This window comes from Sphingomonas prati (genome assembly GCF_014643515.1).
Taxonomy (GTDB): domain Bacteria; phylum Pseudomonadota; class Alphaproteobacteria; order Sphingomonadales; family Sphingomonadaceae; genus Sphingomonas_R; species Sphingomonas_R prati.
Window position 1 is genome coordinate 1,363,349 of record NZ_BMJP01000001.1, and the last position, 13,092, is coordinate 1,376,440.

A 13,092-nucleotide genomic window follows, 5' to 3' on the forward strand; every position below is an offset into this window, starting at 1 on the left:
AATTCGAGGGATCCTTCGAGCGAAGTCGATAAGCCAACAGCGCCCCTCGGCTACGCTCGGGGGGAAGCGTACCTAGACGCCGCTCGGCATGGACGGGTTTCTATGTAAGTCTCGCTGGAGACCGGCCGGAGGAAAGGGAAACACCATGACGCAAGCACCCACCTACCAACCCGGCTTCGGCAACCACGTCTCCAGTGAGGCCGTCCCCGGCGCGCTCCCGATCGGCCGCAACTCGCCGCAGCACGTCCCGTTCGGGCTCTATGCCGAGCAACTCTCCGGCACCGCCTTCACCGCGCCGCGCAGCGAGAACCGCCGCAGCTGGCTCTACCGCCTGCGCCCGACCGCCAACCACCCCGCCTTCACCCCCTACGCCGGCGCGCCCCGCTTCAAGTCCGCTCCCTACAACGATATCCCGCCCTCCCCCAACCGCCTGCGCTGGGACCCCCTACCCCTGCCCACCGAGCCACTCGACTGGCTCGACGGTCTCGTCAGCTACGGCGGCACCGGCAGTGTCGCGGACCAGAGCGGCGTCGGCATCCACCTCTATGCCGCGAACCGCGACATGGACCGCGCCTTCTTCTCCGCCGACGGCGAACTGCTGATCGTCCCCGAACAGGGGCGGCTCGCGATCGACACCGAACTCGGCCGCATCGACCTCGCCCCGCTCCAGATCGCGATCATCCCGCGCGGCGTCCGGTTCCGCATCGCGCTGCCCGACGGTCAGGCGCGTGGCTATGTCTGCGAAAATTACGGCGCGCTGTTCCGGCTCCCCGATCTCGGCCCGATCGGCGCCAACGGCCTCGCCAACCCGCGCGATTTCGAAACGCCGATCGCATGGTATGAGGACAGCGACGCGCCGTGCGAGGTCGTCCAGAAATTCCAGGGCCGGCTCTGGACCACCACGCTCGATCATTCGCCGTTCGACGTCGTCGCCTGGCACGGCAACCTCGCCCCCTGCCGCTACGACCTGACCCGCTTCAACGCCATCAACACGGTCAGCTTCGATCATCCCGATCCGTCGATCTTCACCGTCCTCACCGCGCCCAGCGACACGCCCGGCACCGCGAACTGCGACTTCGTTATCTTCCCGCCACGCTGGATGGTGGCGGAGGGCACGTTCCGCCCGCCCTGGTTCCACCGCAACGTCATGAGCGAGTTCATGGGCCTCATCCTGGGCGCCTACGACGCAAAGGAAGGCGGCTTCGCCCCCGGCGGCGCGTCGCTCCACAATCAGATGAACGGCCACGGCCCCGACCGCGCCAGTTACGACAAGGCGATCGCCGCCGAGCTCGCCCCCCACCGCATTGCCGACACGATGGCGTTCATGTTCGAAACGCGCCACGTCGTCCGCCCGACCCGCTGGGCGGTCCAAACCCCGACGATGCAGCTTGATTACGACGCGGTCTGGACCGGCTTCGCCAAGGCGCAGCTACCCGAATGATCCTGCACGGCTACTGGCGCTCGGGCACCGCCTACCGCGTCCGCATCGCGCTCGCGCTGAAGGGGTTGGCGTACGACCAGGTCACGCACGACCTGCGCCGCGGCGAACAGCGCGCGCCCGACTATGCCGCGCTGAACCCGCAACCACTCGTACCGGCGCTCAACGTCGACGGCATGGTCCTGACGCAAAGCCCCGCCATCCTCGAATGGCTCGACGAGCGTCATCCCGACCCGCCGCTGCTCCCCGCCAGCGCGGACGCCCGCGCGATCGTCCGCGCCATGGCCGCGATCGTCGCGTGCGACATCCACCCGCTCAACAACCTCCGCGTGCTCGACACGCTCCGCACCGAGTTCGACGCGACACCGGATGCCATCAAGCGCTGGATCGCCCGCTGGATCGGCGACGGCTTCACCGCGCTCGAGGTCCTGGTCCAACGTCACGGCGACGGCTTCGCCTACGGCAACATCCCTACGATCGCGGACTGTCACCTCGTTCCGCAACTCTACGCGGCACGCCGCTTCGCGGTCGATCTCACACCCTATCCCGCACTCGTCGCCGCCGACGCCCGCGCCGCCGATCTTGATGCGTTCAAAAGCGCGCATCCCGACCGCCAACCCGACGCCGACCACGCATGACGTCCAGCGAACGCATCTTCGCAACGCCCCCCGGCGTAAAACTCGGCGAAGTCGACCTCATCGCCGACGGCACCGCGCGCAACTTCGTCCTGCAACTCCGCGCCGGCCGCTTCCACGGCTTCGTCGTGCGGCACGGCACGGACTTGTTCGGCTATGTCGACCGCTGCCCGCACCTGGGCGTCTCGCTCGCCAAGGAACTCGACGGCTACCTGACCCCGCGCGGCGACCTCATCGCCTGCAGCTGGCATTCGGCACTGTTCGAAATCGACACCGGCCTCTGCGTCGGCGGCCCCTGCACCGGCCAGCGTCTCACCCCCTGGCCCGTCACAGTCGCCGACGGCAATATCGTCACCGCCTAAGCCGCCGCCGCGTCGTCCTCCACCGCCACACCGCGCTGCTCGCTCAAGATCTGCCACCCGGTGATGAACAGCGCCGCGATCACCGGCCCGACCACGATCCCGCTCAGCCCGAACAGCTCGATCCCGCCCAGCGTCGTCACCAGCACAACCCAATCCGGAATACCCGTATCGCGCCCGACGAGGATCGGCCGCAGGATATTGTCCGCCATCCCGATCACCACCACGCCGCTGATGATCACCACGATCCCCTGCCAGATCGCGTTGGTGGCGAGCAGGTAGATCGCGACCGGAACCCAGATGATCGCCGGCCCCACCGCGGGCAGCAACGCCGTCACCGCCATCAACAGTCCCCACAGCAACGCCGCCGGCACGCCCACGATCCAGAATGTGATCGCGCCCAGCCCGCCCTGCACCAGCCCGACGATCACCGATCCCTTGATCGTCGCGCGCACCACCGCCACGAACTTGCTGACCAGCCGTTCGGACACGGACGGCTCCAGCGGCAACGACCGCTTAACGACCGCGCCCAGCCGCTGCCCGTCGCGCAGCAGGAAGAAGGTGACGTACAGCGCGATGCCGAACGCCAGCACGAACGCCGCCGCATCGCGCCCGATCGACAACGCCTGCGACGCGATCGAACTCACCCGGCTACCGATCAGGTTCGACGCCTGCGCCTGCGTCCGCTCGAAACTGCCGAGCCCCGCGCCGTCCATCAACCGCCGCAACCGCCCCGGCAGCGCGTCATGCACCTGCGCGAAGTAGGACGCGAAGTTGATCTGCCCCGATCGGATGCTGGTGTAGACCGAACTCGCCTGATCGACGACCATCGTCCCGATCACCAGCGCGGGGATCACCACCGCCACCGTGATGATCAGCATCGTCAGCCCCGCGGCGCGGTTCTCGCGCTTCGGATTGCGCGCCAGCAACCGGCGATACAGCGGCTGGAACAGGATCGCCGCCAGCATGCTCCACAGCAGCGCCCCGGCAAAGCTCGACACCACCGCACCCGTCGCGATGGTGACCAGCACGACGAACAGGATCAGCCCGCCATCCTCGAAACGCCGTCTGTCGATCGTCATGCCGCCTCCGCCACTCGCATCATGACGCCGCTACGAACCAAAACGCCCCGCGACGCAACCCCGTTAGATCAGCGTCAGCGCCCGCGCGGCGCTCGCCGGCCGCGCCCGCGTGATCGTGACCACCGTCCCCACGCGCGTCAGCCCGTACAACGTCCGCGCAAACCCGCGCGGCACCCGGATGCAGCCATGCGACGCCGGATATCCCGGCAACGCCCCCGCATGGATCGCGATGCCGTAACTTGTCAGCCGGTGCATGAACGGCATCGGGGCGTTGCTGTACCGGTTCGAATGGTGCGTCACCGCCTTCTCCATCACCCGGAACGTGCCGGTCGGCGTCCGGTGATCGGGCGTCCCGGTCGACACCGGCGCGGTATGAAGCAGCTTGGCATCGCGAAACACATAGAGCTTCTGCTGCGGCAGGCTGACCAGCACGCGCAGCCCCTGCCGCCGCGCCCGCGCCAGCTCCGCCGCCGCCACCTTCGCCTTGACCGCCGCCCTCGACGGCCGCGTCACCTGCCCCGGCACGGCGAGCACGAACCGCCCATCGCCGGTCGCCAGCAGCGTGCACTCGCGCATCCCGGCACCCGCGCAATGCCGGTCGTCGAACGCGGCGGGATCCACCGACAGCACCGGCGGCTTCCCGCACCCGGCCAACGCGAGCATGCCCAACACAAGACCGTACCACAGTCGCCGCATCGATCGCCCCCCATGCCCGCCGGACAGCCTAACCGCCCGCCCGCCGCCACGCCAGCGGTCTGATCTCAGTCGAGCAGCGGCAGCGCGGTCGTTGACTTGATCTCCTGCATCGCGAACGACGACGTCACGTCGTGCAGGTCCGCGACCTTGGTCAGCTTGCGGTAAATCCGGTCGTAATCCGCGATATCGCGCGCCACGATCTTGAGGAGATAGTCGATCTCCCCGCTCATCCGATAGAACTCGACCACCTCCGGCATCCGCGCCACTTCGTCCGAAAATGTCTGCAACCACTCGTCGCTATGCCGCGCGGTCCGCACCGCGACGATCACCGTCACGCCCAGCCCCAGCGTCTCGCGGTTCAGGATAGCGACGCGCCGCTCGATCACGCCCAGCCGCTCCAGCCGCTTGATCCGTTTCCAGCACGGCGTCGTCGACAGCCCGACGCGTTCCGCCAGCTCCGCGATCGCCACCGTCGCATCCTCCTGCAGGACCGCCAGCAGTCGCCGATCAACCGCATCGAGAACGATATTCTCCATAACCGGCTCCAGGTAGCAAATTCGAACCGCCAAACTGCCTCATTGCCGCCAGAAAAGAAACCTGTTCGCGTCCCCGTCGACTATCCTCGCCGCATCAAAAGGACGCGCGCATGAGGCATCACTTCACCGACCATCCGCACGCGGTGGGCGAAACCTACTTCGAACATCTCCGCACCGCGGCCTGGTTCGCGGGCACGATGCTGCTCGCCGGCACCGCCTGCCTGATCCACGCGCTGTTCCCCGCGCTCTTCGTCCGCACCGGCAGCGAAGCGATCGCCCGTTTGCACGACCGCATGGTCCTCAACCGGACGCGGGCGAACGCTATCCGCGACGGAGGCACGACCGCACCAATCAGAACTTAGCCACCACCCCGTTCGGTTGGGCATGTGGCGAAACATGATCCGGTCACGCCTCGACGGCGATCACGCAATCTCCAGCGTCGCCGTCTTCAGCGCCGTCGAACTGTTCCCCACCGCAATGTCGAACAGCCCCGGCTCGACCACTTCGCGCATGTCGATGTCGAAGAACCGGAACGCCTCCGGCCCCAGCACGAACTTCACCGTCCGGCGCTCGCCGGGTGCCAGGGTCACGCGCTCGAACCCCTTCAGCTCGCGCACCGGCCGCGCCACCGACGCGACCTGGTCGTGGACATAGACCTGCACCACCTCGTCGCCCGCCCGCGGCCCGACATTAGCGACCTCGACCGAGACCGTGACGCTGCCCGCATTCCCGATCCGCGGCGCCGACAGCACCGGCGCCCCGATCTCGAACTTCGTGTAGCTCAGCCCATGCCCGAACGGGAACAGCGGCACGGTCTCCGCGAACAGATACCCGCGCCCGACCGACGGCTTCGCGTTGTAGTAGAGCGGCACCTGCCCCACTTCGCGCACCACCGTGACGGGCAACTTGGCACCCGGATTGATCCGCCCGAACAATGCCTCCGCCATCGCGGTGCCGCCCTCCTGGCCGCCGTACCAGCACTCCAGCAACGCATCGGCGCGCTTGACCACGTCGGGCCAGCTCGGCGGCCGCCCGTTGATCGCGGCCACCACCACCGGCTTGCCGGTCGCCTTCAGCGCGTCGAACAACGCATTCTGCTCGCCGACCAGGTCCAGTTCGGTCCGGTCGCCCAGATGGTTCGCCGCGAACCCCTCGCGGCTCGTCTGCTCCGTATCGCCGATCGCCAGCACGACGACATCGGCGGTTTGAGCCAGCGTGACAGCCTCCGCGATCAGCGCCCGATTGCGCGCCGGATCGGCCAGCACCACCGCATCGTCCGACCGGTTCTCGGCACTGGTGATGAACACGCCCTGCGCATGCAGGATCGTCGTACCGGCGCCCGCCACCGCGCGCATGCCCTCCAGCAGGCTGACCGTCCGGCGCGGTTCGGACGAATATCCGCCCAGCCGCGCGACCGCCGCGTTCGGCCCGATCACCGCGATCCGCCTGCCCGCCGCCAGCGGCAGCGCCCCGTTGTTCGTCAGCAGGCACACCGACTTGCGCGCCGCCTCCAGCGCCAGCGCGCGGGCCTCCGCATTCCCGGTCAGCCCCGCCGCCGCCTGCGCATCGGCGAACGGCTGCTCGAACAGACCGGCACGGAATTTCAGCTTCAGGATCCGCGCACACGCCCGGTCGACATCGGCCTGCGCCACCAAGCCCCGCCGCACCTGGTCGGCCAGCGTGCGGAACGCGGTCCCGTCCGGCAGCTCGGAATCGACCCCCGCGGCCAGCGCCAGCCGCGCCGCGGCCTGGCGATCGGCGGCGACATGATGGATGCGCTCCAGCTCCTCGACCGCGCCGTAATCGCTCACCACGACCCCGTCGAACCCCCAGTCACCGCGCAGGATTTCACCCAGCAACCAGCGATTGGCGTGTGACGGCACCCCGTCAATCTCGTTGTACGACGGCATCACCGCCGCGATCTTCGTCCGCTCCACCACCGCGCGGAACGGCGGGAAGAAGGATTCGTGCAACTCGCGCATCGCGATCGGCGCAGGGGCGATGTTGTTGCCCGCCTGCGGTTGCCCGTGTCCGGTCATGTGCTTCAGCGTCGCGAACACCTTGCCCGCGCCCAGCGTCGCGCTGTCGCCCTGCAATCCCTCGACCGCGGCCACACCCATCTCGCCGCACAGATACGGGTCCTCGCCGAACGTCTCCTCGATCCGCCCCCAGCGCGGGTCGCGCGCGATATCGACGACCGGCGACAGCGCCAAATGGCTGCCATGCGCACGCACCTCGCGCCCGATCACGGACTGCACACGCCGCATCAGGTCGCGGTCGAAACTGCCCGCCAGCGCGATCGCCTGCGGAAAACTCGTCGCGTCGGGCGCCATATAGCCGTGCAGCGCCTCCTCGTGGAACAGCACCGGGATGCCCAGCCGCGTATCCTCACGCGCCCACTTCTGCACCGCGTTCACGAACGCCACGGTGGACGCCGTCCCGCGCCAGCGCGCACCCGTGCCGCCGGCGACCTCCGCCACCTCCGGCCCGCCGCGCCGGTCGGACGGCCGCGTCACCTGTCCGAACCCGTTCGGGTAGGCGGCGCGTGCCTTGGCCGGATCGAAATCCAGCCCACCGTCGCGCATCACGCCCGCCTTGGTGCCCCACAGCGCGATCGTCTGCGCCACCTTCTCCTCCAGCGTCATCCGCGCCATCAGGTCGCGGACGCGCAGGTCCACCGGCGCGCGCGGATCGCGGTACACCACCGCCGCCTTGCCCGTGGCGGACAGCCCGGCCCCCGGCAGGAACGCGAGCAACGACACCCCGCCACCCCAGCGCAATATGTCGCGACGGGTCCCGGCGGCGGTCTGATCATGCGCGGTCTTGTGGATGTGGTCGCCCAAGTGTCACTCTCCCTGCGGTGCGGCGTTGCTCGGGACGCCGTCACCATGATAACGTTATCATGACCGGGACGCGCCGCGCCTGTCAATGATCGCGGCCACCGCCGAAGGAGAGACGATGCGTACAGGACGATGGTATCTCGGGCTTTCGCTGCTCGCCTGCGCGACGGCCGCCCAGGCGGAGGACGGCTACCGCCTCTGGATGCGCTACGCGCCCGCAACCGCGAGCCAGACTGCCGACCCCGTCACCGTCCGCGGTGAACAGACCCCGATGCTCGCCGCCGCCGCGGCCGAACTGCGCCGCGCCAACCCCGCCGGCCTCGGCCCCGTCATGCTCGCCCACGCGAACGATCCGGCCGTCACCGCACTCCGCCTCCCCGTCGCGACGCTCGGCGACGAGGGCTATCTCGTCCGCTCGGTCACGATCGACGGCCGCCCCGTCACTTTGGTCACCGGCACCGATCGCGGCATCCTCTACGGCACGTTCGCGCTCCTCCGCCACCTCGCCACCGGCGCCGCCCCCACGCGGATCGACCTGACGTCGCGTCCGCGCGTCGGCCTGCGCATGCTCAACCATTGGGACAATCTCGATGGCGTCGTCGAACGCGGCTATGCCGGTCGCTCGCTGTGGGACTGGTGGACGCTGCCCGACTACCGCGATCCGCGCTACACCGACTATGCGCGCGCCAACGCCTCGCTCGGCATCAACGGCACCGTCCTGAACAACGTGAACGCCAAGGTCGAAAGCCTGACCCCGCGCTACATCGCCAAGGCGGCGGCGCTGGCCGACATCTTCCGGCCCTACGGCATCAAGGTCTATCTTTCCGCGCGCTTTTCCGCCCCGGTCGAACTCGGCGGGCTGAAGACCGCGAACCCGAAGGACCCGGCGGTCGCCGCCTGGTGGGCGGCGAAGTCGGACGAGATCTACCGCGCCATCCCCGATTTCGGCGGCTTCCTGGTGAAGGCCAACAGCGAAGGGCAGCCCGGCCCGCGCGACTACGGCGCCAGCCATGCCGACGGTGCCAACATGCTCGCCGCCGCGGTCCGCCCGCATGGCGGCATCGTGCTGTGGCGTGCGTTCGTCTATGCCGACACCGATCCCAACGACCGCGCGAAACAGGCCTATGACGAATTCAAGCCGCTCGACGGGCAGTTCGCCAAGAACGTGATCGTCCAGGTCAAGAACGGCGCGCTCGATTTCCAGCCGCGCGAACCGTTCCACCCGCTGTTCGGCGCCATGCCCCGCACCCCGATCGCCCCGGAATTCCAGATCACGAAGGAATATCTCGGCTTCGCGACGCACCTCGCCTACCTCGCCCCACTCTTCTCCGAAACGCTGACCGCCGACACCCACACACGCGGCCATGCCCGCGTGTCGCAGGTCATCGACGGCTCGCTCGACAGGCACCGCCTCAGCGCCATCGCCGGCGTCGCCAACATCGGCGACTCCCGCGACTGGACCGGATCGTCGTTCAACCAGGCCAACTGGTACGCCTACGGCCGGCTCGCCTGGGATCCGTCGCTGACGCCGCAGGCGATCGCGCGCGAATGGGCGATGCAGACGTTCGGCACCGACCCCAAACTGCTCGATACCGTCGTCGCGATGATGATGGCCTCGCGGGAGGCGGTCGTCGACTATACCGGCCCGCTCGGCCTCGCCCACCTCATGGCGACCGGCCATCATTACGGCCCCGGCCCCTGGGTCGCGGACCTGAAGCGCCCCGAATGGAACCCGGTCTATTATCACCGCGCGGACGCCGCCGGGATCGGCTTCGATCGCACGAAGACGGGCAGCAAAGCGGTCGCACAATATGCCCCCGGGCTGGCGAAACTCTACGCCGATCCGAAGACCACGCCGGAGAACGAACTGCTCTGGTTCCACCACCTGCCGTGGACCTACCGCATGGCCTCCGGCGCGACGCTGTGGGACACGCTCGTCCAGCATTACGACCGCGGCGTCGCAACGGTCGACACGCTCCGCACCCAGTGGCAGCAGACCAAGCCGCTGGTCGACCCCGAACGCTGGCAGAAGACCGACGAGTTTCTCGCCGTCCAGGCACGCGAGGCCCGCTGGTGGCGCGACGCCAGCCTCTCCTACTGGATGTCGCTCAACAACCTGCCGCTCCCGGCCGGCTCGCCGCCCCCCGCGCACGACCTGGCCTGGTACAAGGCGCAGACCTTCCCCTACCCGCCCGGAAACCCGCAGTAACAGCGGGAAACTGCCCGGAAACAGCCGAGCGGCGGCGGTTGACAGCCGCCCCGCCGCTGTCATGGTAGCGGTATAAGAACAGGCTGGGAGCGGACTGAAATGCATATCTCTCGACGGGACAGTCTCGTCCTGCTGGCCGGCATGGGCGTCTCGGCCTGCGGCGGGGCCGGCGGCGCGACGCAAGCCACCCCGACCCCGACCGCATCGGTCCCGCCCACCCCGACGCCCACTCCCGTCGCCACCCCGCCCGCTGCCGCCCCTGCGGAACCGGTCGGGCTCAACACGCTCGCCACGGCCCGCGGCCTGCGCGTCGGGTCCTGCTTCGCCTGGGGTGCGCCCGGTGCCGATCGCGGCTCGTTCGCCAACCCGTCCTATGCCGCGCTGCTCAAGCGTGACTGCGGCATCCTGGTCGGCGAAAACGAGATGAAGTGGCAGGCGATCCGCCCCAGCGCCACGCAGTTCGACTTCACCCGCTTCGATGCGATGATGGACTGGGCGACCGCCAACAACCTCCCCGTCCGCGGCCACAACCTGCTCTGGCACCAGCCCAAGTGGATGCCCGCGTGGGAGGAGAATCACGACTTCGGCAGCTCGCCGTCGCGGGAGGCGGAGCGGCTGCTCGTCGAGCATGTCAACACCGTGTGCCGGCGCTACGGCGCGCGCATTCCGAGCTACGACGTCGTCAACGAAGCGGTCACCCCCGCCGACGGCACGCTCTACCAGACCGCTTTGTCCCGCGCGCTCGGCGGGCCGGAGGCGACGCTCGACCTCGCCTTCCACACCGCCCGTGCCGCCGCCCCCGGCGCTCAGCTCGTCTACAACGACTATATGAGCTGGGAGCCGGGCAACGCGAACCACCGCGCCGGCGTCCTGCGCCTGCTCGAAGGGTTCAAGCGGCGCGGCGTCCCCGTCGACGCGCTCGGCGTCCAGTCGCACCTCGTAACGCAGGGGATGGACGCCCGCACCGGTATCGCCGCGATCGAGGGCGAGTGGCGGCGTTTCCTCGATGCCGTGACGGCGATGGGCTACAAGCTCGTCATCACCGAACTCGACGTCCGCGACAACAACCTGCCCGCCGACATCGCCCCGCGCGACACCGCGGTCGCCGATTTCACGCGCGGCTATCTCGACGTCATGTTCGCCTACCCCGCGCTCCGCGACGTCCTGCTCTGGGGCATGTCCGACCGCTACAGCTGGATCGAAGGCTTCGAACCGCGCAAGGACGGCGCCAAACGCCGCCCCTGCCCCTACGACGCCGACTTCGCCCCCAAACCCATGCGCGCCGCCATCTCGGCGGCGATTACCGCAGCACCCGTCCGCAGCTAACGCCAAAAGGTCGCCACCAGACCAACAGAAAAGCTCTCTCCCCTCGGGGAGAGGGGGGCCACAAGCGAAGGTCTCTTAGCCCTCCCCCCACCGGGGGGAGGGTTGGGTGGGGGGCTTAGGCTGGCGACGACCACGTCACCAAGAACAGCCCATTCTCAGCTCAAATCTGCGACGAACCCAACGCAGAGTTCTCGACAAGCTCGAACCAAACGGAACTGGAGGGCCGAACCTCCAGCCCGAAACTCCTACCGCCCAGCCCGCGCAAACGGCCCAATCATCGTCCCCGTGAACCCACCAGCCTTCGCGGTACTCAAGATCGTCCCATCGACCACCGCAACCTGCTGCCAGGCCCCTGACCCCACCGCGTACGCCAAAGTATAAGCCGGCCCCCGCGCCGAAATCCGCAACCGCACGGGACTGCCCACGGCGGCAGCAATCGGCACCGAGGCCACAGTCCGCCCGATCGCCGGCGCGTCCTTGTCCTCACGCCGGAACGCCCGCACCGCCAGCTTCCCGCCCGTCCGCGTCAGCCCGACGCCCAGGAAATGATCGTCATCCTGCACCGCGGCGAGCCCCGCCTCGGCGCCCTCCCTCGGTCGGAACGTCACCGTCACCGCCGCACTCGCGACATCGTGCATCTGCCGCCGCGCGACATAGCTCGGCTGGGCGTGATCGCCGATCCCGTCGGCCCGCGCCTCCAGCATCAGCGCACCGCCACCGACCGTCCAGCCCGGCGTCCGCGGCGTCCGCATCGTCATCCACGCCTGCGACAGCTTGCTGCCCGGGAAGTTATCCCGCACCGTGAAGCTGCCCGTCATCGGCGGCGCCGGCCGCGGATCGGGTGCCAGCTTCGGCCGCGGTGCGATCGTCGGGATCGCCCGCCCGCGCGGCAGGATCGTCGGCCACCCGTTCGCCCAGGTCACCGGCAGCAGATACGTCTCGCGCCCGATATTATACAGGTCGCCCTCGTACGGCCGCGTCGCCAGGAACGTAGCCCACCAGCTGCCGTCCTTCAGCTGCACCAGGTCCGCATGCCCCGCCGAGGTGATCGGGTTCGGCCGTGCGGGGTCCAGGTCGCGCTGCGTCAGGATCGGATTGACCGATTTCGATGCGGGCACATACGGCCCATCGACCTTGTCCGACCGGAACACGACCTGGCTGTGCGCGACGGCCGTGCCGCCCTCCGCCGCGGTCAGGTAGTAGCGCCCGTCCACCTTCAGAATATGCGGCCCCTCGATCCACACCGGCTTGGCCGCCGGATCGACGCCGCCGTCGACGACCATCTTCGGGTTGCCGAGCATCTTCATCGTCTTCGTATCGAACCGCTCCATCCACAGCGCACGGTGCCCGTCATAGCGCGGCGGCCCGATCGGATCGCGGTTGTTGATGATCCACGCGCTGCCATCGGTATCGAAGAACAGCGACGGATCGATCCCGCCCACCGTCGGCAACCACACCGGGTCCGACCACGGCCCCGCCGGATCGCGCGCCGTGATCACGAAGTTCCCGCCGCAATCGACGCAGGTCGTGACGATGTAGAACCGCCCGTCATGATGGGTGATGTCCGGCGCGAAGATCCCGCGCGACATGCCGAGCCGCTTGTAGTCGAGCTGCCCCGGCCGATCGATGGCGTTGCCGATCTGCCGCCAGTTCACCAGATCGCGACTGTGGAACACCGGGATCCCCGGAAACCACGAGAATGTCGAATTGACGAGGTAGAAGTCGTCCCCGACGCGCGTCACGCTCGGATCGGGATAATAGCCGGCCAGCACCGGGTTGCGATACGATCCGGCCGGCGGCGCGGCGCCATCCTCGCCCGAATAGACGAACTGCTCGAACCGCGCGATCCGGTCCTCCGGCACGGAGGACGCCGCGGTGGTCAGCAATGCCGCGGCCAGCGCTAGCCCATATTTCGTCATCGTCATGCCGCTCCCGTTCGCGCCATCTCTGGTAGCGCTCTCGGCAATGCTA

Annotated in this window: 11 protein-coding genes; 6 read left to right on the forward strand and 5 right to left on the reverse strand. The window is 68.7% G+C overall.

The annotated features are described in order from the left end of the window. Positions 1–145: 145 nt before the first annotated feature. The 3 genes from hmgA to IEX50_RS06310 are packed head-to-tail and all read left to right on the forward strand — an operon-like array spanning position 146 to position 2,435. Complete coding sequence (gene hmgA / locus IEX50_RS06300; protein WP_157175145.1) at positions 146–1,441, forward strand: homogentisate 1,2-dioxygenase; 1,296 nt, start codon at positions 146–148, stop codon at positions 1,439–1,441. Continuing rightward, positions 1,438–2,076 (forward strand): maleylacetoacetate isomerase, encoded by a 639-nt coding sequence (gene maiA, locus IEX50_RS06305; protein ID WP_157175144.1) that lies wholly within the window; start codon positions 1,438–1,440, stop codon positions 2,074–2,076. Before hmgA ends, maiA begins: the two co-directional genes overlap by 4 nt. Then, positions 2,073–2,435 carry a Rieske (2Fe-2S) protein gene (locus IEX50_RS06310; RefSeq protein ID WP_157175143.1) on the forward strand — a complete coding sequence of 121 codons (363 nt, stop codon included), beginning with the start codon at positions 2,073–2,075 and terminating at the stop codon, positions 2,433–2,435. Before maiA ends, IEX50_RS06310 begins: the two co-directional genes overlap by 4 nt. On the opposite strand, the gene IEX50_RS06315 is transcribed toward IEX50_RS06310, so the two are convergent. The 3 genes from IEX50_RS06315 to IEX50_RS06325 form a co-directional block, all read right to left on the reverse strand. Further along, positions 2,432–3,514 carry an AI-2E family transporter gene (locus tag IEX50_RS06315; RefSeq protein WP_157175142.1) on the reverse strand — a complete coding sequence of 361 codons (1,083 nt, stop codon included), beginning with the start codon at positions 3,512–3,514 and terminating at the stop codon, positions 2,432–2,434. The genes IEX50_RS06310 and IEX50_RS06315 overlap by 4 nt on opposite strands. 63 nt (positions 3,515–3,577) lie before the next feature. Beyond that, a complete protein-coding gene (locus IEX50_RS06320; RefSeq protein WP_157175141.1) occupies positions 3,578–4,210 on the reverse strand; it encodes a L,D-transpeptidase family protein in 633 nt (210 codons plus the stop codon). Positions 4,211–4,275: 65 nt separating this feature from the next. After that, positions 4,276–4,746, reverse strand: a complete 471-nt coding sequence (locus tag IEX50_RS06325) for an Lrp/AsnC family transcriptional regulator (protein ID WP_157175140.1) — start codon at positions 4,744–4,746, stop codon at positions 4,276–4,278. Between the two features lie 110 nt (positions 4,747–4,856). Between IEX50_RS06325 and IEX50_RS06330 the strand changes: the two genes are divergently transcribed. Further along, positions 4,857–5,108 carry a DUF6356 family protein gene (locus IEX50_RS06330; protein WP_157175139.1) on the forward strand — a complete coding sequence of 84 codons (252 nt, stop codon included), beginning with the start codon at positions 4,857–4,859 and terminating at the stop codon, positions 5,106–5,108. 60 nt (positions 5,109–5,168) lie between these two features. Here IEX50_RS06330 and IEX50_RS06335 read toward each other — a convergent pair whose 3' ends face one another. After that, on the reverse strand, positions 5,169–7,589 hold the full coding sequence (locus IEX50_RS06335) for a glycoside hydrolase family 3 N-terminal domain-containing protein (protein WP_373285281.1): 2,421 nt from the start codon (positions 7,587–7,589) through the stop codon (positions 5,169–5,171). A 115-nt stretch (positions 7,590–7,704) separates the two neighbouring features. Between IEX50_RS06335 and IEX50_RS06340 the strand changes: the two genes are divergently transcribed. Continuing rightward, positions 7,705–9,795: an alpha-glucuronidase family glycosyl hydrolase gene (locus IEX50_RS06340; RefSeq protein ID WP_157175138.1), complete on the forward strand. Its 2,091-nt coding sequence runs from the start codon at positions 7,705–7,707 to the stop codon at positions 9,793–9,795. A 99-nt stretch (positions 9,796–9,894) separates the two neighbouring features. Then, on the forward strand, positions 9,895–11,121 hold the full coding sequence (locus IEX50_RS06345; protein ID WP_229673688.1) for an endo-1,4-beta-xylanase: 1,227 nt from the start codon (positions 9,895–9,897) through the stop codon (positions 11,119–11,121). Positions 11,122–11,366: 245 nt separating this feature from the next. On the opposite strand, the gene IEX50_RS06350 is transcribed toward IEX50_RS06345, so the two are convergent. After that, entirely contained in the window at positions 11,367–13,046 is a 1,680-nt protein-coding gene (locus tag IEX50_RS06350) for a glycoside hydrolase family 43 protein (RefSeq protein ID WP_198350609.1), read from the reverse strand. Positions 13,047–13,092: the final 46 nt, after the last annotated feature.